This window comes from Flavobacterium lotistagni, assembly GCF_011392125.1.
Classification (GTDB): Bacteria; Bacteroidota; Bacteroidia; order Flavobacteriales; family Flavobacteriaceae; genus Flavobacterium; species Flavobacterium lotistagni.
Map to the genome: position 1 here is coordinate 30685 of NZ_JAAJBU010000002.1, position 22890 is coordinate 53574.

A 22890-nucleotide genomic window follows, 5' to 3' on the forward strand; every position below is an offset into this window, starting at 1 on the left:
CTTAAAGCGTTTGCTTTTTTAGGTAATCTAGCGCATAACGGCCTTCATTGAACAACAAATCGAGTATGCTTAAATTATTGAGATAACCATGCTTTTCGCCGAAAACTTGCGTGTATGGGTCGAAAACAGCCGTGTCTTTCTTGCCGTTTGCTAAATTCCGCAAATCTTTAAAATCGGGCGCATCATGGAAATACTCAGCGGTCTGCTTGTACTCAAACGGCATGGCCAAACATTTGGATACAATGTCCATAGTTTCGAGATTCAAGTCCATCAGAAACGTGTGCTTCTTGGTAAAAATCGGCGTGATGGCATCTTCGAAATATTCGAAAAAAGGAGAAGTTCTGTAGGCTGCTTCGAGTGATTTAAAATGTTGTTTCTGCCAGTCAAAAGCCGTTTCCAGTTTCACGTCTTTGGTTTTCTGGTGCGCTTCTTTGGTGTGTTTGATCGGAATATTCAACAGTTGTATACCATTCGGGCTGTAAATCATCATCCTATTGCGATTGGTTTGCTTCTGGAAATTGTCGTCCATCTCAAGGGTGATCGAATCGGCCTGAGCCATCGCTACAAAATGACTGATGGATGGGAAATAAGTCGGATGAATGAGAATGTTGTTCATCAAAAACGATATTTAATACAGATTGCACAGACTTCCACGGATATAATCTGTGTTAATCTGTGCAATCTGTGTTTGCCTTTTTAATTGTTGGTTTCTTTCTCTTTCTTCTTATTCAGATAGGTAGTGATCCCAAAATAAGCTGCCAAAGCAATCAAAAAGAACTTGAAATAAGAATAAGGTTGTCCATCGCCGCCCACGGTAGTAAACATTCGCTCCCAACGGATTTTATTCAAACCGCTTCCGTGCGAATCCAAACTCATCCATATAAAAACCGGCTTTCCAACAATGTGGTTCTCCGGCACATAACCCCAATAACGGCTATCTTCAGAGTTGTGGCGGTTGTCTCCCATCATCCAATAATAATTTTGTTTAAAGGTGTATGAAGTAGCGACCTTGCCGTTGATTCGGATTTCATTGCCGCTCACTTTTAAGTCGTTGCCTTCATATTCAGTGATGATTCTCTTGTAAAAAGGCAAAATCTCTTTATTAAGGGCTACAGTTTTTCCGGCTTCAGGAATGTAAATCGGCCCGTAATTGTCTTTGTTCCAACCGTTGGAAACTTGCGGAAACACGGTCGGTTCGGGCTCATGTGCAATATTTCGAACAATATTGTTGACTATCGGATTGCTTTTCAAACGCGCTGCAGATTCAGTCGTTAAGGCAGAAAACAAGAAAGTGTTTGGTGAAGTCTGATATACGCCATCGGTAATATTCAAATCTTTCACGATGTAAGTCGGGTCAAAAGAAGAACCATTTGTGGTCACGGTGTAAGAATATTGCGGCTTGGCCCTTTCCGGTAGCGCCAACTCTTTACCGTTGATAAACACAACGCCGTCTTTGATCTGCAACATATCGCCCGGCGTTCCCTGACATCTCTTCACATAATTTGATTTTTTGTCGATCGGTTTATCCGCTTTGCGTTTAGAAGTGTCAAAGAACTTATACACCGTATCGACCGGCCAGTTGAAAACCACAATATCATTCTTCTCGATTTGCTGCAAGCCCGGAAAACGGAAATAAGGCAACTGCGGCTTGTTCAGATACGATTTCTTGTGCAGCACCGGAATGGTGTCATGAACCATCGGCATCGCTACGGTAGTCATAGGAACGCGCGCGCCGTAATGGAATTTACTCACAAAAAGAAAATCTCCGACCAGTAAAGATTTCTCCAACGAAGAAGTCGGAATCGTGTAAGGTTGCATCACATAAGTGTGCACAATCGTCGCCACAACAATCGCAAATAGTAATGAACTGATTGTGTCAGCACCTTTATTGGTCGGAATCAAGCTTCGGTTCGGAATGTGATTCAAAGGCTGTGTGTAATTCACGTAAGCCACATACAAACCCAAGGTTGCTATGGCAAGAATGGTATCCGTAGTAGAATTTTTTCCGAAACTGCGAATTGTTTCTACCCAAACCACCGGAAACATAATCAGGTTGACGATGGGCACAAATAATAGGATTGTCCACCAAGTCGGGCGGTTGATGATTTTCATTAAAACGATAGCATTGTAAATCGGAACAGCAGCTTCCCAGCGTTTGCGACCGGCGGCTTCATAAATTTTCCAGGTTCCGATGAAATGAACTACTTGAAGAATCAGAAAAAAAACAAACCATTGAAATATTGTCATGACCTCTACTCTGTTATTAGGTTATTCGTTCTATTTTATTTGTCTAAATTTAATACATCTTTCATTGTAAAAACACCGGTTTTCCCGACAATCCACTCTGCCGCTAATACAGCACCTAAGGCAAACCCTTCGCGATTGTGTGCCGTATGCTTAATTTCAATGGAATCGACTTCGGAATGGTAAACCACGGTGTGCGTTCCGGGAACGTTTTCGATTCTCTTGGCTTCAATAAGCAACTCATCTTCCTTGGCATTTTCCAACGTCCAACTGGAATAATTGGAATGGTCGATAATTTCTTTAGCCAAAGTAATAGCTGTTCCACTGGGCGCATCGAGCTTTTGTGTGTGATGAATCTCTTGCATTGAAACCTTATAAGCATCAAACTTCGACATCATTTTAGCCAGATACGAATTCAATTCAAAAAACAAGTTCACACCCAAACTGAAGTTCGATCCGTATATAAAAGCGCCGTTATTATTTTTACAAAAAGTCACCATTTTCTCGTAATCAGCCAGCCAGCCAGTGGTTCCTGAAACTACCGGCACGTTAGTAAGCAAACATTGCGAAATGTTACCAACTGCGGCATCGGGAATACTAAAATCAATCGCAACATCCGCATTCTCAAGGCCTTCAAAACTGTCATTACTGGTTTTTCTGAGCACAATTTCATGGCCGCGAGAAAGCGCTATCCGCTCAATCACCTTTCCCATTTTTCCGTAACCGAGTAGTGCTATTCTCATTTGAAAGTATAATTTAAAGCGAGCCCAAAAGTAGGCTTGTTGTAACGTTCATCTGGGCGCACATCGGTACGCAATGACAAATTATCGTTCACGTTGAATTGCCCTAAGTGCGCATCCACGTTGGCATCGATGATATTCAAAGCATAAAAACCGATGGTGAGCAGCATGGACAAATCCCGATTTCTGCGATAAAAACGTTGGGCTTCAATCAATCTGGAATCGTCGAGATAATCGTATTTCGGATCGGGGTTTCCGGCCAAACGCGCTTTATACGCATCTCGAAATTCGTGGTATTTATTATTGTTGGTGGTATAAAAATAAAGTGTCGCTCCCAAAGCGCCATAGACAATTGGTATTTTCCAATATTTTTTGTTGTAAGCCTGCCCCAAACCTGGCAAAATAGCAGAATAAAAAGCGGCTTTCGCTGGTGCTAGCGGGTTGATGTCTTTGTCTTTGACCGAATCTTTGGTAATCAATACAGGCGTGTCTTTCTCCTGGCCGAAAACAATTTGGTTTCCGCCATACAAAAACAGCAGCAGTATGGCTACATACCGCAACACTTAGCCTTTAATCAGTTTAATAATCCGGTGGAAATCTTCCTCAGAATGAAAAGGAATCGTGATTTTTCCTTTACCGCCGGCCATTTTGATATCGACTTTGGCTCCGAAATAACCTGAAATGGCTTTCTTTTCTTCGTCGGCAATCGTAAAATTAGAAGCTTTAGGCGCTTTTTTGGCAGTAGGTTTCAAACTGTCTTGGTAGTTTTTCACGAGCGCTTCAGTTTCGCGTACCGACAAGTTTTGGCTGACGATTTTTTGGTAAATATCGGCCTGTATGTCTTGGTCTTCGATATTAATAATCGCACGGCCGTGGCCCATACTGATAAACCCGTCACGGATTCCGGTTTGGATAATCGGGTCGAGTTTGAGCAAACGCAAATAGTTGGCAATCGTAGAACGCTTTTTCCCGACACGCTCGCTCATTTGTTCTTGGGTGAGTTGGATTTCGTCAATCAAACGTTGGTAAGACAGCGCGATTTCAATAGGGTCAAGGTCGTGTCTTTGGATGTTCTCCACGAGCGCCATCTCTAGCGATTCCTGGTCGTTCGCAATTCTGATGTACGCCGGAATAGTAGCCAACTTATTGATTTTCGAAGCGCGCAAACGGCGTTCCCCGGAAATCAACTGGTATTTATTGAAGTCTAATTTACGAACGGTAATCGGTTGAATCACACCCAATTCACGGATGGAAACCGCCAATTCCTGAAGTGCTTCTTCGTTGAAATTGCTTCTCGGCTGGAACGGGTTGATTTCAATAGCATCGATGTCGAGTTCGATGATATTCCCGACTACTTTGTCGGCGTTTTTATCGTTGACCGATTGGATATTGTTTTCAGGATCTTTCAACAAGGCAGATAATCCTCTTCCCAACGCCTGTTTTTTGACTGCTTGTGACATAAATCTTATAGCGTGTTTTTCTTAATAATTTCTTGCGCTAGGTGCAAATAGTTTGTTGCGCCTTTGCTCGTCGCGTCGTAATTGATGATACTTTCCCCGAAACTCGGCGCTTCACTGAGCTTCACATTTCTCTGAATGATTGTTTCAAAAACCATATCGTTGAAATGTTTTTGCACTTCTTCAACCACTTGGTTAGATAAACGCAATCTAGAGTCAAACATTGTGAGCAGCAAACCTTCAATATCGAGCTGCGGATTGTGTATTTTCTGCACACTTTTAATCGTGTTGAGCAATTTGCCCAAACCTTCGAGCGCGTAGTATTCACATTGGATCGGAATGATTACCGAATCTGAAGCTGTCAGTGCATTCAACGTGAGCAAGCCCAACGACGGCGCGCAATCAATCAAAATAAAATCGTATTGGTCTTTGACTTTCTCCAAAGCTTGTTTGAGCATGTACTCGCGGTTTTCTTTATCGACTAGCTCAATTTCAATTGCTACCAAATCAATGTGTGCCGGAATTACCGAAACATTCGGAGCCGTAGTCTGAATGGTGACTTCCTCAGGCGTGTTGCTATGTTCCAGCATCTGATAGGTTCCCAGCGACACACTTTCAATGTCGATTCCGAGGCCCGAACTTGCATTGGCTTGCGGATCGGCATCGATCAACAACACTTTCTTTTCTAAAACGCCTAATGATGCAGCCAAATTCACCGACGTGGTTGTTTTTCCAACACCGCCTTTCTGATTGGCAATAGCAATGATTTTACCCATGTAAACCTTTAAATTTTTGAGCCGTAAAAATACAATTAATTATGGGTTTTTCAAGGGCAACTTGTTAACAAAAGTTAATAAACTGAGGGTCGCCGAATTAATAATAAATAGTGAATAATTAATAATAATTTTGAGAAGCTTTTTCCGGCTATCCGTTGCAATCTTTTTTGTTCTAAACGCTCGCTAAACTCAAGTTCTTTTCGTTAACAAAAAAGGATTTCCACTACTATCCGGGCTAGGCGTTGAGATAAATCCTGAAAAGCCCTATTAAAATCAAAATCTGGACTTTACCTCAAGTCCACTGGACTTGCTCCTCTTAATATCAAATTATCCGGGCTAGGCGTTGAGATAAATCCTGAAAAGCCCTATTAAAATCAAAATCTGGACTTTACCTCAAGTCCACTGGACTTGCTCCTCTTAATATGCTTCGCCAGTTCGCTATGCTCGTGTAACCCGAGGCATTTGATATTAAGAAAATCATTAACTCGAAGCTAAATTATCCGGTCTAGGAGAAAAAACCGCTTCACCGCAAGAAATATTCTTCCAGCGAAGCGGTCTCAAAATCTATTTGTCCTTCTTTGCCTTAATCATCGCCTCCAGCATGTCCCACATTTCTTCGGGAATTTGCTCCAACAAGTTGAACTGCCCGGCGCCTTTGAGCCATTCGCCTCCATCGATCACAACCACTTCCCCGTTGATGTATGCCGAGAAATCAGACACTAGATAAGCGGCCAAATTCGCCAATTCCTGATGGTCGCCCACACGTTTGAGTGGTACTTTTTTCGACATATCGAATTTTTCAGCCAAATCGCCCGGAAGCAATCGGTCCCAAGCGCCTTTGGTAGGAAATGGCCCGGGTGCAATCGCGTTAGAACGAATACCGTACTTTGCCCACTCTACCGCCAAACTTCTGGTCATCGCCAAAACTCCGGCTTTTGCAGTAGCGCTCGGCACCACATAAGCCGAACCGGTAAAAGCGTAAGTAGTTACGATATTAAGGATCGTTGCTGAAGTTTGCTTGCTATCGATCCAATGCTTGCCGAATGCCAAAGTGCAGTTTTTGGTGCCTTTCAACACAATATCAATTATAGTATCAAAAGCGTTGGCAGACAAACGTTCGGTGGGCGAAATGAAATTCCCGGCTGCATTGTTAAGTAAAACATCAACTTTGCCGAAAGTTTTTAAAACTTCTCCCAGCATGGCTTCTACTTGGTCATAATGGCGCACATCGCAAGCCAATGGTAAACAAGTACCGCCTGTTTTCTCTTCGAGTTCTTGGGCAGTCATTTTGAGTTTTTCAAGGTCGCGCGACGTAATGGCCACTTTTGCCCCGAGTTCTAGAAAATACTGCGTCATTGCTTTACCTAAGCCGCTTCCGCCGCCGGTCACGACAATTACTTTTCCTTTGAGCGCATCCTCGCGCAACATCTTTGCAGAGAAATCCATATGTTTTATTTTATACCGGCAAGATAGGGAAAATAATGAATTATCGCTTGAGCGTGAAATGTCCGCGGTGCGTGCGGCCGTCAGCTCGGGTCACAAAAAACCAATAATCGGTTGACACGGCTTGTTGCCCGTTGTAAGTTCCGTCCCATCGCTCTTTAGCACCCAAGTATTTGATCAATTTTCCGTAACGGTCAAAAATCGCTATGGTCAGTTCAGGTTCGTTTTCGGCGTTTTCAATAAACCAAGTATCATGGTAAGCGTCGTTATTCGGAGTAAAAAAGTTCGTATAATACAACAACCAAATCTCTTTTTGGGTAATACCGCAGCCCAATTGGTCCTGAACATAAACTGTGTAAACGCCAGGTTTCAATCCTGAAAAAGTATTCTCTTGCTGAAAATTAATGCCGTCCAGCGAATATTCGAACAAACCCGAATTAGAAGTAATAACGGTAATGCTGTTTTCATTGGCCGTCCAATCACTGATTTCGAAACTTTCAATCACGGGCGGTTCGGAAATCTTAACTTCGATGTTTTGCGAATTGGAACAAGGCAAACCGGCACTTCCGTAGTTATTTGTCGCCTCGACGGTAAGAAGTGTAATTCCGGGCTGACTTACCGTAATCGTCGCCCCGCTTGAGCCATCAGACCAATTGTAAGTGGTTGTCGGTAAATTGCCCGCAGAAACATCTAACGTAATTGGAGCTAAAGAACAACTCAAATAACTCGGGTTGGCGTTCAATACCGGAACTTGGCCGGCAAACAATTCGAATGAAGAAGTCTCGTAACAATTCGGCAATGGGTTATAAACCAACCGAACAAAAACAGTCATCGGATTTGTAGCCGGATTGTAGTTGGTGATATTTAAAATCGGATTGGTATTGTTCTGGACATCAGCTAATGACGGATGATAACTTAAGGTAAAATTGGCTGGGTTTTGAGTACCAAGTATCGCCGCATTTTGAGTTGATAAATCGAAAATCTCATTGCCTGTTATGACAGTTTTACATTGCAAAATATCGGGCAAACTTCCAGCTGGCGGTAGCGTAATTAGAGAAAGCAACCGATTTACATCGAAGCTACCAGTCAAAATATTACCGCACGGATCTTCGAGCTGATAAGTGTACAAACCCGCAGGCAAGTTGTAGAATATATTAGAATTGAAGTTATCCAAGAAAAAAGGCGCTCCGTCTTTCTCGATGATGGTATAATGAATTGGCGCGGCTCCGTTGGCCTGAATGACCACATCGAGATTGCCGTTGTTGGTGCAAGGCATTCGGTAAACATCGAGAATCTCAAGTACTTGATCAAAAAACAAAGTCGGGCTCAAGTACTCAATACATTCTTTATCTAAACTGGCGGCGCTTCCGCTGTTGAAATCGGCTCCGTTATGGTAAGTCGAAAAACTATGGACAATTCTAAAAGTGCCACTAAAAATCAGGTTATAATTCGTGGTATTGTTCTGCAACGAGTAACTATTGCCCGCGTTGGGAACCGTTCCGTCCGGATATACCACTTCGGTTCCGGGATGGCCCCAAATATTGCTGGTAGGGTCAATTAGCTTCTGTAGCCAGAAAGTTTCATTCGTATTGCCGTTACTAGAATAATTCAGCGGAATATCAAACGAGCCACAATTCGCCTGCAGTGAAAAAGAATTACTAAAAACGCTATAGCCGCGCACAATCGTCACGATAATCGTATTGGTGAAATTACACGCATCAGTTGCCGTAAAATTATAAGTTCCTTGAGGCAATTGGTTCATATAAAAACTACCATCAGTAGCAATATTGGCGGTGCCGTCAAATGGTAAATTCGGCAAAAAACTAGCTGGAGCTGCAGTAATTGTAATACTAGCCAGTGCAGCATTAGCGCTCCAGATTTTAATCGCACTTCGGTTCAAATCACAACCTTGGCGAATGTCGCTCTGCAACCCCTGATTGACATATACCGGAACAGTGACATTCACCGGACTCATCAAATCGCCGCAATTGTTGGTCGTAATGATTACATAATCGCCAATCGGAACAGGATTCAAGGTGAGTGTTCCCAAAGTTGTATCGACTAAAGCAGTCACATCGTGCGGTAACGGAAAAGGATAACTGGCAGGTGCACTTAAGATGATGGCCGTGACGACTTTATAAGCTGGAATCGAAACTATAATATTGCCCGAATTGCTTGCACAACCGTTATTGTAGGCAAGAGCCGAAGCTGCGGCAGGAAAATCAATAATAGTAAACGGAACTGTATTGGTTCTTCCGCAAACATCTTGAATCACTACTTCATAACTTCCGGTTGGCGTATGGGCCGAAGTGCCTCCAAAAGTGACTGTATCGGTGTTGTATGGCCCTGGATAGTCCGCATTAAAAACAGCCGGATTGAAACCCGGTGGCGTGACGGTGAAATTCAAAGTGTAAGGCGGCGTGTAGTTGTTGGGTTTGAGTTCGAAATAATAAGCATTGCAATCCAAATCATAAATAATTGGCGTGAGCGAAATGTTCTGATTGACTAAAAAATTTTGCGTAAAAACAGATCCGCAAGAATCAGTGATGGTTACATCGTAATCATAGTTCTGGTTCGGAAAAGTTGGTATGGTTTCACTGATAATTTCTGAAGAAGGATCGCCGTTAGCTACCGAACTGGTAAATGTTTGAGCCGGAGCACCGCCCGGAGGATGTACCTCAAAAACCAGTTGTAACGGATAACCGATTACGGTTCCGTTGGCTGGTGTAACTAAGTGACTTGCGATAAACTCAGTGCAAGATGGCGGCGTTGTATTTGAAAAAGAAGGTGTTCCGATGGTCAAACCTGTTGGATTCAGTGTCACTGTAAAAGTAGAAACCACGCCAGTTCCACAATTATCAAAAACCCTTATGCGATAAACCCCAACAGGAAGCCCAGAAAAAGTGTTGGAGGTTTGTAACGGAAAAGTAACCGGGCCTGAAAAAATTTCATAGGAAACCGCTACTCCTGAAGTAACATTGACCGAAATATTGCTATTGCTAGAACAAGCTTGATTGAAACTTTGAATGGTGAATGCCAAATTGACCGCTTCATTGGTTATAGTAACGTCTTGCTGTTGTGAAGTGGTGGTGGTGCCAACAGTTTCTTTGGCAATTACACGGTAGTTTCCGGCAGAAAGCCCAGTAAAAATGTTAGTGCTAACGGTAGCAATCGGAACGGTAATGTTGGGTAATTCGTAGATCTCGTAGACTATCGTTCCGCCCGGTGCTGTGTTGGCAACCGTAAAGTTGAGCGTACCACTTCCGGCGCAATTCTCGGGTGTTGCCGTTACATTAAATGTAAAACCAAAGCCGATTATCGGCCAGAGAAAGAACATCCAAAACAAAACCCATACGCGATTCATACTGTGAAAATAAAACTATTTCAGAAGATAACCCCTTAAAAAACAATTCGTTTACTTAAAGTCTACCCGTTGTAACGATTTTTTAAATGTAAAATTTCAGTAACTCTGCTGAATTTTTTCTAGAAAAGCTTCAAGAAAATTAAAAACCAATCATTTAAGAGTTACCGCCACTAGCTCAACCGATCTGCAGCCCATTGGCTACCACAACATCTGGAGTCAACAACACAATGTCTTGATCATTTCCTACAGCACCCAGTATCAAACATTCGCTCATAAAAGGGCCGATTTGTTTTTTGGGAAAGTTAATTACTGCAACTATTTGCTTACCGATTAAGTCAGGCTTTTGGTACCGTTTTGTAATTTGCGCGGATGATTTCCGTATGCCGATTACTTCACCAAAATCAATGGTGACTTGATAGGCCGGTTTTCTGGCTTGGGGAAAATCTGCTACGGAGAGAATCGTTCCGACACGCATTTCTATTTTCTCAAAATCGTTCCAGTTGATTTCCATTTCGATTCTATTTAAATTGAAGCAGCGTAAAATTACTATTTTGAAACCAACAACAATATATTTTCGATTTTTAAGCCATTCGTCCATTTACTGCCGATAGCAAAATTTTTAAATTTATTTCCTACATTTAGAATCTCAAAACCGCTTGCTAATACAATGGCACAGACCGCTTCTAACATGATTCCGCTGGGCACCTTAGCTCCAAATTTTAAACTTCCCGATACGATTTCTGGAAAAGTTTTCTCGTACGGCGATTTGCGGGGCGAAAAAGGAACACTCGTGATTTTCATGTGCAACCATTGCCCTTTTGTGCTTCACGTGATCGACGAAATTGTCCGAATAGGCCAAGTCTGTCAAGCGCAGCAGATTGGAATTGTAGCCATCTCGAGCAATGACGTTATAAAATATCCGCAAGACAGCCCAGAATTGATGAAAGCCTTTGCAGCCAAACACCAAATGGATTTTCCTTATTTATATGACCAAAGCCAAGAAGTTGCCCAAGCTTATGACGCTGCTTGTACGCCCGATTTTTTCTTATTCGACAAACAAAACAAACTGTTCTATCGCGGCCAGTTGGATGACTCACGACCTTCGAACGGAATTCCGGTGAGCGGCTATGATTTGCGACAAGCCATCGATTTAATGCTTCAAGGAAAAGAGCCGCCCGAAATACAAAAGCCCAGCATCGGATGTAATATCAAATGGAAATAAAAAACTAAATTCAATTCATGGAAATTTTTCACCTCAGCGCCGAATGTTATCCAGTAGCCAAAGTGGGCGGATTGGCCGATGTGGTTGGTGCGTTGCCCAAATACCTCAACCAAGCCGGTCATAAGGCTAAAGTTGTTGTTCCGGCTTATAACAATAAATTCGTTCAGGAGAATGAGTATGAAACCGTACATCAAGGCCAATTGCGTCTGGGTCGTTTCGTATTTTCTTATTCGATTGCCAAAGAAGCTACGGGAAAATTAGGTTTTGAATTGTACCAAATTGCGATTCCCGAACTTTTCGACCGCCCGAATGTTTATTCGTATGAAGACGATACCGAGCGTTTTTTGTCTTTTCAGATTGCTTTTCTGAATTGGCTGATTGAAACCCGTCAACGTCCGGATATTTTGCATTGTCACGATCACCATACTGCTTTGATTCCGTTCATGGTACAGCATTGTTTGAACTACGAAGTCTTGCGGTTGACGCCTACCATTCTCACGATTCACAATGGGCAATACCAAGGTTGGTTCGGTTATGACAAATTGCATTACCTGCCACAGTTCGATTTGTCTAAAATCGGTTATTTGGAATGGAACGGTACTATTAATCCGTTGGCTTCGGGTATAAAATGTGCGTGGAAAGTAACAACCGTTTCGCCAAGTTATCTTGATGAAATTAGCAACCGCGCCAATGGATTGGAAAATCTTTTGCGATGGGAACGTCCGAAATCACTCGGAATTTTGAACGGAATTGACACCGAAGTCTGGAACACTAAAACCGATTCTTTAGTGGTGAAGAACTATTCGCTCAAGGATTTCAAAAAAGGAAAGACCGCCAATAAAGCTTACTTGTGTGAGCAATTTCACTTGAACCCAGATTTGCCCCTATTTACGTTTATCGGGCGTTTGGTGGGAGAAAAAGGCGCCGATCTTTTGCCACAAATTTGTAGTGTGGCTTTGCATCAAAACCAAGGAAAAATCAATATTCTTATCTTGGGTTCGGGCGATACTGGTGTAGAACTAGAACTTTCGAGTTTGCAAAATTTCTACGCCGGAAATTACAGCGCCTATATCGGATACAATGAAAAACTAGCGCACATTATCTACGCAGGAGCGGATTTTCTGTTGATGCCATCGCGCATAGAACCGTGCGGACTGAACCAAATGTATGCTTTGCGGTATGGCACCATTCCGATTGTCAGAAGAACCGGCGGCTTGCGAGATACCGTGCTCGATATTGGCGACGGCGGTTTCGGAATTTGCCACAACGAGACGAGTGTTTCTGATGTGATTCATTCGATTTCTCGGGCAATCCAACTGTTTGACCAACCCAAAACTTTCGATGCCATCCGAAAATACATCCAACAAATTGACCATTCTTGGGATAAGGTCGCTACAGAATACATAGACGTTTACGAATCTTTAAAATAGTTCACATGAGCAAATCTACTTTAGCCATTATACTCGGCGGCGGACAAGGATCGCGTTTGGCGCCACTTACCGAAAGCCGTTCTAAACCTGCGGTACCGATTGCCGGAAAATACCGTTTGGTGGATATTCCGATTTCAAATTGCATCAATTCGCAAATTCAGCGGATGTTTGTCTTGACACAATTCAATTCGGCTTCGCTGAACCAGCACATTAAAAACACTTATCATTTCAGTACGTTCAGTTCGGCATTTGTGGACATTTTGGCTGCGGAACAAACGCCTGATAACCCGCGTTGGTTTCAAGGAACTGCCGATGCCGTGCGCCAATGTATGCAACATTTTTTGAACCACGATTTTGATTATGCACTCATTCTCTCGGGCGATCAGTTGTATCAGATGGATTTCAACGAAATGATTCAAGCGCATCAGAAAAGTGGTGCTACCATTTCCATAGCGACTTTACCCGTAACTGCTAAAGAAGCTCCTGAATTCGGAATTTTAAAAACGGATTCCGAGAACTGGATTACCTCATTCATCGAAAAACCTGCGGCGGAATTCTTGCCAGAATGGACTTCGGAAGTTAGCGACGAAATGAAAGCGGAAGGCAAGCACTATTTGGCCTCGATGGGAATTTACATCTTCAACCGCGATTTGCTGATCCAACTGATGGGCAATCCGGACACGAAAGACTTCGGTAAGGAAATCATCCCGCAATCCATCGGAAAGGAAAAAGTGTTGAGCTATCAATATGAAGGTTACTGGACCGATATCGGAAACATCGATTCGTTTTTTGAAGCCAACTTGGGATTGACCGATGAGCTTCCGAAGTTCAATTTGTTCGATAATTCGAGCCGCGTTTATACCAGAACCAGGGTTTTGCCGCCATCGAAAATTACGGGCGCTTCTAATTTTGACCGCTCGATTATTGCAGAAGGTTGTATTATTAATTCGGCCACGATTGAACATTCGGTAATTGGGATTAGAAGCCGTATCGGTCATGGCACGACGATTTTCAATTCGTATCTGATGGGCAACGATTATTATCAGAACCTGGAAGAAATCCGACACAACATCCAGCACAATATTCAGAACATCGGAATTGGCGAACGTTGTTTCATCAACAACACTATCGTCGATAAGAACTGTCGTATCGGTAACGATGTAAAACTCAACGGAGGCAAACACCTAGCAGATGCAAACACTCCTTTGTATACGGTGAAAGACGGAATTATCGTAGTGAAAAAAGGGGCTGTTTTACCCGACGGTTTTTCGGTACAATAAAAAACACGGGAAGTAAAGAAATACAAACGTAAATCTATACTACCCGTGTTAACAGCCCAATCTCGTATCAGGCTGTAATCTTCCTTTTCATAGCATTTTTCCCAGCGAAGATTAAAAGGTTGGCAAAAGCACTTTGCTCAGTACGTGAATCACCCCGTTAGCCGCTTGTACATCAGTGGCAGTAATCGGACACTCACGGTTGTTGGCATCTTTAAGTCGTGCGCCGCCGTTTAGTAAAACTGTAAAACTCTGCGGTGTTTGTAGTGTGTTGACCACTTGCCCTTCTGTTAAACTTGCTGCCAAAACATTGGCTGGGCTAACTACATGATATTGCAGTACTTTAGTTAGATTTTCAGCGCTCACGCCAGCAATTCCGCCCGGTGCCAACTCTGTATTCAAGTCGGTGAAAGCATTGTTGGTCGGGGCAAAAACGGTGAATGGCCCGGCTCCGGAGAGAATCCCAACAAAATCAGGCTGACCTGCTCCAGTTAAAGCGCCAACCAATGAAGTGAAATTTGGATTTGCGATAGCATGATTCACAACTGTTGGCAAGGCAATCACGTTATCGACAACATGAATTACTCCGTTGGAAGCATTAATGTTTGCTGTGACTACTGAAGCTCCTTTGTTTGAAGCGCCACCATTTAATTTTACATTTCCTGCTGTCACTTCCACATACATACTCAAGGTATTGGTTGTTGATGCCGAACCTTTGGCTAATGTTTTTACATAACCTGTGGTAAGTTCAGAAGCGGTTAATGACGTACCAAGAACGTGGTTTCTGAGAATTTCTCGTAGAGCATCTACCGGAACGGCCTCAAGGTTAGCATAACCGTTTGCAGAGAGAAAAGCTGCGAACTTGTCGTTGGTTGGAGCGAAAACGGTGTAATCGCCAGCCGAGTTAAAAGTAGCTGTCAATCCGGTTCTGTTTAACGCGCTAACCAAAGTAGACAAATTAGGATTACCCGACGCAATAGCGGCAATGGTCTGTGGAGTTGACGTTGTGTTGTCATCATCGTCGTCGCTGCAAGACAATACTGACAAGCAAAGTGCAAATACTGCAAAAGTTCTAATTAAATTTTTCATAGTCGTTTGATTTTTGTTTGCAGCAAATCTATATTGATTTTGTTTAACAAAAAACATTAAACATTAAACAAATTAAAGTTTGTGAAAAAATTAACTAGACTGTTTAACGACTTAAAGCGCTTATTTTCAATACAAAAACAACCCAACCCAGCAAAATAAGAAATTCATTGACCAATGATTTTGCCCGCGACTTAAACAAAATAAAAAAAGCATCCAAAAAAGGATGCTTTTTCAAGTAACTACTTGAAATAATTATAATTGGGTATAAATATAATTCGTGATGGGTGCCATTTCTGCATCAGACAATTTGGCTTTCTTTTGCATTCTCACTAGGATGGGTGCCCACTCAGTTTTTGAAAAATCTTTGGGGTCGAAAAGTTTATGGCATTTACCACAGTGATTTTCATAAGCTACTTTTCCTGAGGCTTCATCTGTCACGACATCCTTAACTACAGCCGTGTTAGGTGTTGGCGGTGGCGGTGGCGTTGCAGCGGTTGACGATTTAGAAGCACAAGAATAAATCAATCCTGCGGTAAGGCATAATGCTAGGTACTTTAATTTCATATCTGATGTTTGTTTTTCAAATATAAAAAAACCCGACAATAATCAATCGTCGGGTTTTATTTTTTTAGCCTTTTTAAGCGAAATTTTATTTTACATCCATAAGTTCTACATCAAAAACTAGTGTCGCATTAGGTGGAATCACTCCTCCGGCTCCGCGCGAACCATAACCCAAATGCGATGGAATTACAAAACGGGCCTTATCTCCTACTTGTAAAAGCGCTATACCTTCATCCCAGCCTTCGATAACGTGACCCATTCCCAAAGGAAATTCAATAGGCTTTTTTCTCGCGTAAGACGAATCGAATACTTTGCCATTATCTAACGAACCAGAATAATGTACCGCAACGGTTCTGCCTTTCTCGGCTTTTTTACCATTTCCTTTCTGAATCATTTTGTAGCGCAATCCGCTTTCAGTTTTGTCGAATCCGGCGGCCAGTTTTTCCATAGCGGCTTCGGCTGCTTCGCGCTCTGCTGCTTCTCGTTTGGCGCGTGATCCTTCAAAGGTTCTGAAAGCTTCTACGGCATTCCATTTTTGGGCTTCTTCACCTACACGGATGATTTCTACCGAATCCATGGTGTCACCTTGTGCAATAGCATCAACAACATCTTGGCCTTCTACCACATTTCCGAAAACGGTGTGTTTATTATCGAGCCAAGGCGTAGCGACATGCGTAATAAAAAACTGCGAACCATTGCTGCCCGGCCCTGAATTGGCCATAGACAAAACGCCTGGGCCATCGTGGCGCAAATCGTGGTGGAACTCATCGTCGAAGTTGTAACCCGGACCACCGGTGCCGATGCCTTGCGGACAACCGCCTTGAATCATGAAGTCTGGAATCACGCGGTGGAATTTTAAGCCGTCATAGTATTTTTGGCCTTGTGGTTTTACTTTGTTCTCAAGATTTCCTTCAGCCAATGCAACAAAATTGCCGACCGTTCCCGGTGTTAAATCGTGGGTGAGTTTTACTAAAATCGAGCCTTTAGGCGTGTTGAATTTAGCGTATATACCGTTTTCCATTTTTGGTGTTTTTAAAATTGAGCGGCAAAGGTAACTTTAATATGCTAAATTTGAAAACGCTAAAAAATAACTTCTTATGGCTTCAGTATTTAACCCGATCGATAATCAGGCGATGGTCGATAGAATTGAAAAACTAACCCCACAAACCCAAGCATTATGGGGAAAAATGAGTGTAAACCAAATGTTCGTGCACAGCACCAAAGCTATTGAAGTAGCTTATGGAAAAATAGAATTAAAGGTGCTGTTCATTTTCAGATTATTGGGTCGATTGCTCAAAAACAAAGTGATTGTCAAAGGTAACCTCGACAAAAACAGCCCAACTGCCAAAGAGTTTGTCATAACAGACCAACCCGACTTTGAAGTCAGTAAAAAAGATTTGATTCAGGCATTCCGGAAATTTGCCCAGGAAGGCCCAAGTTGCATCAAACTTCACAAACATCCGTTTTGGGGGCCACTTACCATTGAAGAATGGGATATGCTCATGTGGAAACATCTCGACCATCATTTAAGGCAATTCGGAGTTTGATTGCTTAAGATAAAAGTTTATCTCAGGAAATTGCCCTAGCCCTGATCGCAGCAAAGTGCCGTGCACTGCGAAGAGCAGGTTCCCGGCTTCTGACCCAAGCGAAGTGAACTGACGCAGTAAAAAAAATCCAAAACTTTGTACATTTGCCGCATGAGAATCGACATCATTACCGTTTTACCGGAACTTTTACGCAGCCCGTTTGAAGCTTCGATTATGAAACGCGCTATCGATAAAGGCCTTGTGGAAGTGCACATCCACAACCTGCGCGACTACACGACCAACAAACAAAAAAGCGTAGACGATTACCCGTTTGGAGGCGGTGCTGGTATGGTGATGACCGTGCAACCGATTGATGCTTGTATCACGCATTTGAAAAGTGAACGCCAATACGACGAGGTGATTTACATGACACCCGATGGCGAAACGCTGAACCAGAAAATGGCCAACAGCATGTCATTGTATGAAAACATTATTATCCTGTGTGGGCACTATAAAGGTGTGGACCAACGGGTGCGCGATCATTTTATTACGAAGGAAATTTCTATTGGCGATTACGTTTTAAGCGGAGGTGAACTCGGCGCAATGGTTTTGAGCGATGCGTTGATTAGATTGATTCCCGGTGTTTTGAGCGACGAGACTTCGGCCTTGACCGACAGTTTCCAAGACAATTTATTATCACCGCCAATTTATACGCGCCCAGCAGACTACAACGGCTGGAAAGTACCTGAAGTTTTGACCAGTGGCCACGCCGGAAAAATCGAAAAATGGCGTGAAGACATGGCGTATGAGCATACAAAAGCGCGTCGTCCCGACTTGCTCAATGAATAATAATTAATAATGAGGTGGTTACAGTAGTATATTTTTTCAAATTATTCCTTGTTAATTATTAATTATTAATTAAATTTGCGCCCACTTAGACCAACCTCTGGCGAGAACCGTGCATGTTGCTCTGATTTTAAAACTTTTATTTAAACCATTAGTCATGGCAAATTTATTAGAATTCGTACAGAACGAATTAGTAGCTAAAAAAGATTTCCCAGAATTCGGAGCAGGTGATACCATTACCGTTTACTACGAAATTAAAGAAGGTGAAAAAACCAGAACGCAGTTTTTCAAAGGCGTTGTGATCCAAAGAAGAGGTTCAGGTGTTACTGAAACTTTCACAATCCGTAAAATGTCAGGTTCAGTTGGTGTTGAGCGTATCTTCCCGGTGAACTTGCCTGCATTGCAAAAAATCGAAATCAACAAGAAAGGTCACGTTCGTAGAGCTAGAATTTTCTACTTCAGAGAACTTACCGGTAAGAAAGCGAAAATCAGAGATAAAAGAAGATAATCTTTTCGCTCAATATTATAGAAGTCCCGATTTCACCATCGGGATTTTTTTTGCTCCGAATCGAACTGAAATCTGACATTTTAATAATTTTCTCACCTTAAATTAACACTTTGCTATTTTTGACAAACCCAAATTCACAAATCCGCAAATCAATCGTTTTCGCTGGGCAAGCTGGCTGATTTGCAGCGGATTTTAATATATTTGTTTCCGCAAAAAATTACAAACTCATTAATATCAATCAGCATGGCAAAAATTAAAGTAGTCAATCCCGTGGTGGAACTCGACGGCGATGAAATGACACGCATCATTTGGGCTTTTATCAAAGAAAAATTGATCCTTCCTTATCTGGATCTCGATATCAAATACTACGATTTAGGCATCGAAAGCCGCGAAGCCACTAAAGACCAAATTACGATTGACTCAGCCGAAGCCATCAAGAAATACAATGTCGGTATCAAATGCGCGACCATTACGCCAGATGAAGAGCGCGTGAAAGAATTCAACCTTTCAGAAATGTGGAAATCGCCCAACGGAACCATCCGTAATATCGTCGGTGGAACCGTTTTCCGTGAGCCGATTATCATGAGCAATGTGCCGCGTTATGTTCAAGGCTGGACCAAACCGATTGTGATTGGTCGTCACGCTTTTGGCGATCAATATAAAGCGACTGATAAAGTTATCAAAGGAAAAGGTACTTTAACCATGTCGTTCACTAATGAAGCAGGAGAAACTACCGAGTGGAAAGTCTACGATTTCAAAGGCGACGGTGTGGCGATGAGCATGTACAACACCGACGAAAGCATCTACGGATTCGCGCATTCTTCATTCCAGATGGCACTCACGAAAAAATGGCCGTTATACCTTTCGACCAAAAACACGATTTTGAAAGCTTACGACGGACGTTTTAAAGACATTTTCGAAGAGGTGTACCAAGAGCATTACAAAGCGGATTTCGAGAAAAACGGCATGGTGTACGAGCACCGATTGATTGATGATATGGTTGCTTCTGCAATGAAATGGAACGGTGGATTCGTTTGGGCTTGCAAGAACTACGACGGCGACGTACAATCTGATACGGTAGCGCAAGGTTTTGGATCTTTAGGATTGATGACTTCAGTTTTAGTAACACCTGACGGAAAAACCGTAGAAGCCGAAGCCGCACACGGAACCGTGACACGCCATTACCGCGAACACCAAAAAGGAAGAGCCACTTCGACCAACCCGATTGCTTCTATTTTCGCTTGGACACGCGGACTAGAGCACAGAGGAAAACTGGACAACAACCAAGAATTGATTGGATTCTGCCAAGCTTTAGAGCAAGTTTGTATCGATACCGTAGAAAGCGGCAAAATGACCAAAGATTTAGCGATGCTCGTAAAACCGGAAGGTTTAACCAGCGTAGACTATCTAACGACCGAAGCTTTCTTGGAAGCCATCAAAGAAAATTTGGAAAAGAAATTAGGTTAATCAACCGCTTTAAGAATATAAAAGGTAACTGGAAACGGTTGCCTTTTTTTATTGTGCTTATTTAATTAAAAACAGAAAAGGATACAAAATCTTCGTTAGTAGATTGAGGTTCTTTTTAGGTTTGAATTCAACCTGATCCCGATCAAATGCATTGTCCCTGAGAATGCCCGAATCAAAATACGACGCCACCGTTTTTCGATAGTTCTCAATTTGTTTATTAATTAGATCAGCATGCGAACTGTTTTCCAAGACTACCTGTTTACCGTTTATTAGAAAAGGCATGAGTTCATTAGTAGCATAATCTGATGGAGTGGAAATATCTAGACTCCCACTGATAACGAGTGTCTCGGTTGGTGTTTTCCTGATATTTTTGTATTCTCGGGGAATCGAAATTGATTTTAAAATTTCTGGCATCGCACCCCACAGAAATTTTGAATAAGCGGAACCCAATGTAGATTCCGCCTCTTGAGCAAGCTGGGCAACAAAATCAACATCGGGATCATAGTCAATGCTTCCTTTTATAAACATATCGCCCCATACATTTCGGGAAGACATATAATTGTAAAATTTCTGCATGGCACAAAATCCACTGTAATCTTTTCTATAAGCAGCTTTAAAAACAGCATCAAAAGCGATGGCAGCCATATCCCTGTCATACATCATCATAAAAACAGCCATTCTGATTTTTTCTGGATCTAACCGAAATAAAGACCACTTTTTAGGCACTTGCGCAAAAGCTTTTTCCATGGCTTGTTTGATACTGCCCGGCCCTTTGTATCGAAAGGGTTGGTTTTGGTATAGTTCGTCATATTTTGCAATGATTTTTTCATTCATGGAAGACCACCAGATAAAATGCTTCGGCGGATTGGCACCTACCATAACCGATCTTTTCACCACTCCGGGAAACTTCAAATCATATAAAAGAGCCAAACGTGTTCCGTAGCTGATACTTAAGAGATTAATTTGCTGATAACCCAAATGGTGGCGCACATAATCAATATCATGGATCACATTCGGCACTCGATACAAACGGTAATCCATACCTTGCTTTTCAAGGGAGACAAAATACTGAGTCAATTCGTTCTTAAAGTTTTTAATAGATTTCTCACTGAGGATTTGATGGTTCAGTCCTCGAGCGGCCCGACAAAGTTTTTTCGATGTTAATTTTACCGCTCCGTCTATTCCGCGATAACCCACACAGACGAAATCATGGTGTTCCAATAAATAATGATTTCCCGTTTTTTTTATATTGGACGCTCCGGGGCCACCGTCGAGAAAAAATACGGGTTCTTGACGCTTGGTTGAGTTCGATTTGATGATATATAATGATAAGGGTATCAACTTGCTATCCTTCGCATCGTAATTTTCCGGTACTTCGATACTCCCTTGATAAGTTTTATAGCTATTCCCGTTGATGCGGATTTTTCCGTGTTTTAATTTATCCCAGCTATTTTGCCCACCTACGGTTTGAAAAGCAAGAGCCAAAACCAGTATAGTAATTGTCTTAATATTTTGCATCTTTCAGTTTGATTTAGGTGCAAATTTTCAACAAAAAAATCGAGGATAGGCCCGACCTTACAAGCTGAAACCTAAAAAAAACAGTTACTCCGGTATCGCTTGGCCAACATATTCCGTTGGGGTTTTTCCTGTGACCCTTTTAAAATGCCTATTGAATGATGACTTAGAATTGAAACCGCAATCGTAAGCTAATGACATCATGGTATATTTTTGATTTTCAGGCCGTCCAATCAAAGAAATAAATTCGTTAATCCTTAAGGTATTGATATAATCGTAAAAATTCTGGTTCTTGTACTCATTAATGGCTTGTGATAACACATTGGGATGGATATCTAATTTGAGTGCCAAATCCGAAATCTTCAAATACGTGTCCCGGTATAAATGTTCTTGATCCATGAGCTGATCCAAGGCTTGTACGATTTTCATTGCCGCTTCTTTTTTCAAACCTGTCTTTGCGTATTTGACGTTTTCGTGTAATTTATTTTCTTGAGAAACTTCTTCTAACGTGGCTGTCACTTGGGAAACATTTGAAGTCATTGTGGTGGACTGAGTAATCACGGCGTTACCAAATATCCTGACCTGATTGATTCCAAAATATCCGATATACAATACTACAAATACAGCCAAGGCAAATACTTGCTGATCATTACCAAACAGCACAGCAATCCAGATGGCCCCTATCCCGATAATGAGGCCGGTCATCCATTGCAAATTTATTCTGTCGATATCTGAAAACTGATGCAAGATGTCTTTTCGGTGCCTCCTTAACAGTACTATTGACCGGAAGACATAATATACCCCAGAGATGTTGATAAAAATAGAACTGTAGAATACAAAATCCTCATAGCCTATACCATCATGCCGATAAATATATTCCTTTTCCTGAGCCGACAAACAAAAAAAGGGAATCATGGTCAGGTAGGAAAACAGAAAAGGCATAAAATGAATCAAAAACCTATATCGACCTACGGGAAAATGATTCGTCAAAGCGGCCAAATACAGATATAATAATGGCCCGTGCAAAAATGGCAATGGTGCTTCTATACCATATAAATATGAAAAGTAATCAGCCCTAAGCGCATCATGGATTTTGAAAAGTGCTAAATGGGCGAAAATAACGAACAGCCATGCGGCAAGTATGTAATCTGCCCTGGATTTGGATTGTTTGAAAACCAACAAAAAACAAAGAAATAACGAAATGGAAATTCCTAGTACGAACAGCATGACTGTATTTTTTTATCGAGCTTTGGTTAATATCGCTAACATGTCGCAAATCATCACAAGACACTAATAATTTACGAATACATCTTCATTTGGTGAATCGAAAAATGATCATATGTTCACTTATCCCATTGATTGGGTGAAAGTTGAAAATAATAAAATTTGAGTTTCATCTTATAGGCTGAAACTTATTAGAGCCTT

The 22890-nt window shown here is 42.0% G+C and carries 21 protein-coding genes; 7 read left to right on the top strand and 14 right to left on the bottom strand.

Annotated features, from left to right (window positions below; genetic code table 11):
• Position 1: 1 nt before the first annotated feature.
• The 9 genes from G4D82_RS02965 to G4D82_RS03005 all read right to left on the bottom strand — a co-directional run bounded on the left by G4D82_RS02965 (position 2) and on the right by G4D82_RS03005 (position 10535).
• The gene (locus G4D82_RS02965) at positions 2-616 is read right to left on the bottom strand and encodes a WbqC family protein (protein WP_166334342.1); all 615 of its coding nucleotides are present in this window, start codon (positions 614-616) and stop codon (positions 2-4) included.
• Between the two features lie 80 nt (positions 617-696).
• Positions 697-2247 carry a signal peptidase I gene (gene lepB, locus G4D82_RS02970; RefSeq protein ID WP_166334345.1) on the bottom strand — a complete coding sequence of 517 codons (1551 nt, stop codon included), beginning with the start codon at positions 2245-2247 and terminating at the stop codon, positions 697-699.
• A 35-nt stretch (positions 2248-2282) separates the two neighbouring features.
• Positions 2283-2987: a 4-hydroxy-tetrahydrodipicolinate reductase gene (gene dapB / locus G4D82_RS02975; protein ID WP_166334348.1), complete on the bottom strand. Its 705-nt coding sequence runs from the start codon at positions 2985-2987 to the stop codon at positions 2283-2285.
• Positions 2984-3547: a DUF5683 domain-containing protein gene (locus G4D82_RS02980; protein WP_317167552.1), complete on the bottom strand. Its 564-nt coding sequence runs from the start codon at positions 3545-3547 to the stop codon at positions 2984-2986. The genes dapB and G4D82_RS02980 overlap by 4 nt, the downstream gene beginning before the upstream one ends.
• Positions 3548-4444 (bottom strand): ParB/RepB/Spo0J family partition protein, encoded by an 897-nt coding sequence (locus G4D82_RS02985; protein WP_166334350.1) that lies wholly within the window; start codon positions 4442-4444, stop codon positions 3548-3550.
• Positions 4445-4449: 5 nt separating this feature from the next.
• On the bottom strand, positions 4450-5217 hold the full coding sequence (locus tag G4D82_RS02990) for a ParA family protein (RefSeq protein WP_166334352.1): 768 nt from the start codon (positions 5215-5217) through the stop codon (positions 4450-4452).
• 564 nt (positions 5218-5781) lie between these two features.
• Positions 5782-6663, bottom strand: coding sequence for an SDR family oxidoreductase (locus G4D82_RS02995; protein WP_166334354.1), 882 nt, complete (start codon positions 6661-6663; stop codon positions 5782-5784).
• Between the two features lie 40 nt (positions 6664-6703).
• Positions 6704-10024 carry a T9SS type B sorting domain-containing protein gene (locus G4D82_RS03000; RefSeq protein WP_166334356.1) on the bottom strand — a complete coding sequence of 1107 codons (3321 nt, stop codon included), beginning with the start codon at positions 10022-10024 and terminating at the stop codon, positions 6704-6706.
• A 175-nt stretch (positions 10025-10199) separates the two neighbouring features.
• On the bottom strand, positions 10200-10535 hold the full coding sequence (locus G4D82_RS03005; RefSeq protein WP_166334358.1) for a tRNA-binding protein: 336 nt from the start codon (positions 10533-10535) through the stop codon (positions 10200-10202).
• 156 nt (positions 10536-10691) lie between these two features.
• On the opposite strand from G4D82_RS03005, the gene G4D82_RS03010 reads away from it, so the two are divergent.
• From G4D82_RS03010 to G4D82_RS03020, 3 genes are read left to right on the top strand one after another with little or no spacing between them, the layout of a single operon-like run.
• Positions 10692-11246 (top strand): thioredoxin family protein, encoded by a 555-nt coding sequence (locus tag G4D82_RS03010; RefSeq protein WP_166334360.1) that lies wholly within the window; start codon positions 10692-10694, stop codon positions 11244-11246.
• Positions 11247-11263: 17 nt separating this feature from the next.
• The gene (locus tag G4D82_RS03015; protein WP_166334362.1) at positions 11264-12676 is read left to right on the top strand and encodes a glycogen synthase; all 1413 of its coding nucleotides are present in this window, start codon (positions 11264-11266) and stop codon (positions 12674-12676) included.
• 5 nt (positions 12677-12681) lie between these two features.
• Entirely contained in the window at positions 12682-13956 is a 1275-nt protein-coding gene (locus tag G4D82_RS03020) for a glucose-1-phosphate adenylyltransferase (RefSeq protein WP_166334364.1), read from the top strand.
• A 111-nt stretch (positions 13957-14067) separates the two neighbouring features.
• Here G4D82_RS03020 and G4D82_RS03025 read toward each other — a convergent pair whose 3' ends face one another.
• The 3 genes from G4D82_RS03025 to G4D82_RS03035 form a co-directional block, all read right to left on the bottom strand.
• Positions 14068-15042 carry a fasciclin domain-containing protein gene (locus G4D82_RS03025; protein ID WP_166334366.1) on the bottom strand — a complete coding sequence of 325 codons (975 nt, stop codon included), beginning with the start codon at positions 15040-15042 and terminating at the stop codon, positions 14068-14070.
• A gap of 252 nt (positions 15043-15294) precedes the next feature.
• Positions 15295-15606: a cytochrome c gene (locus tag G4D82_RS03030; protein WP_166334368.1), complete on the bottom strand. Its 312-nt coding sequence runs from the start codon at positions 15604-15606 to the stop codon at positions 15295-15297.
• Between the two features lie 85 nt (positions 15607-15691).
• Entirely contained in the window at positions 15692-16624 is a 933-nt protein-coding gene (locus G4D82_RS03035) for a peptidylprolyl isomerase (protein WP_166334370.1), read from the bottom strand.
• A 76-nt stretch (positions 16625-16700) separates the two neighbouring features.
• Between G4D82_RS03035 and G4D82_RS03040 the strand changes: the two genes are divergently transcribed.
• The 4 genes from G4D82_RS03040 to G4D82_RS03055 all read left to right on the top strand — a co-directional run bounded on the left by G4D82_RS03040 (position 16701) and on the right by G4D82_RS03055 (position 19950).
• Complete coding sequence (locus G4D82_RS03040) at positions 16701-17150, top strand: DUF1569 domain-containing protein (protein ID WP_166334373.1); 450 nt, start codon at positions 16701-16703, stop codon at positions 17148-17150.
• A gap of 150 nt (positions 17151-17300) precedes the next feature.
• Positions 17301-17978 (top strand): tRNA (guanosine(37)-N1)-methyltransferase TrmD, encoded by a 678-nt coding sequence (gene trmD, locus G4D82_RS03045; RefSeq protein WP_166334375.1) that lies wholly within the window; start codon positions 17301-17303, stop codon positions 17976-17978.
• A 154-nt stretch (positions 17979-18132) separates the two neighbouring features.
• Positions 18133-18483, top strand: coding sequence for a 50S ribosomal protein L19 (rplS, locus tag G4D82_RS03050; RefSeq protein WP_166334377.1), 351 nt, complete (start codon positions 18133-18135; stop codon positions 18481-18483).
• A 243-nt stretch (positions 18484-18726) separates the two neighbouring features.
• Entirely contained in the window at positions 18727-19950 is a 1224-nt protein-coding gene (locus G4D82_RS03055; RefSeq protein ID WP_166334379.1) for an NADP-dependent isocitrate dehydrogenase, read from the top strand.
• Positions 19951-20007: 57 nt separating this feature from the next.
• Here G4D82_RS03055 and G4D82_RS03060 read toward each other — a convergent pair whose 3' ends face one another.
• Positions 20008-21468 (bottom strand): alpha/beta fold hydrolase, encoded by a 1461-nt coding sequence (locus G4D82_RS03060; RefSeq protein WP_166334381.1) that lies wholly within the window; start codon positions 21466-21468, stop codon positions 20008-20010.
• 84 nt (positions 21469-21552) lie between these two features.
• Positions 21553-22692, bottom strand: a complete 1140-nt coding sequence (locus tag G4D82_RS03065) for a helix-turn-helix domain-containing protein (RefSeq protein WP_166334383.1) — start codon at positions 22690-22692, stop codon at positions 21553-21555.
• Positions 22693-22890 lie beyond the last annotated feature (198 nt).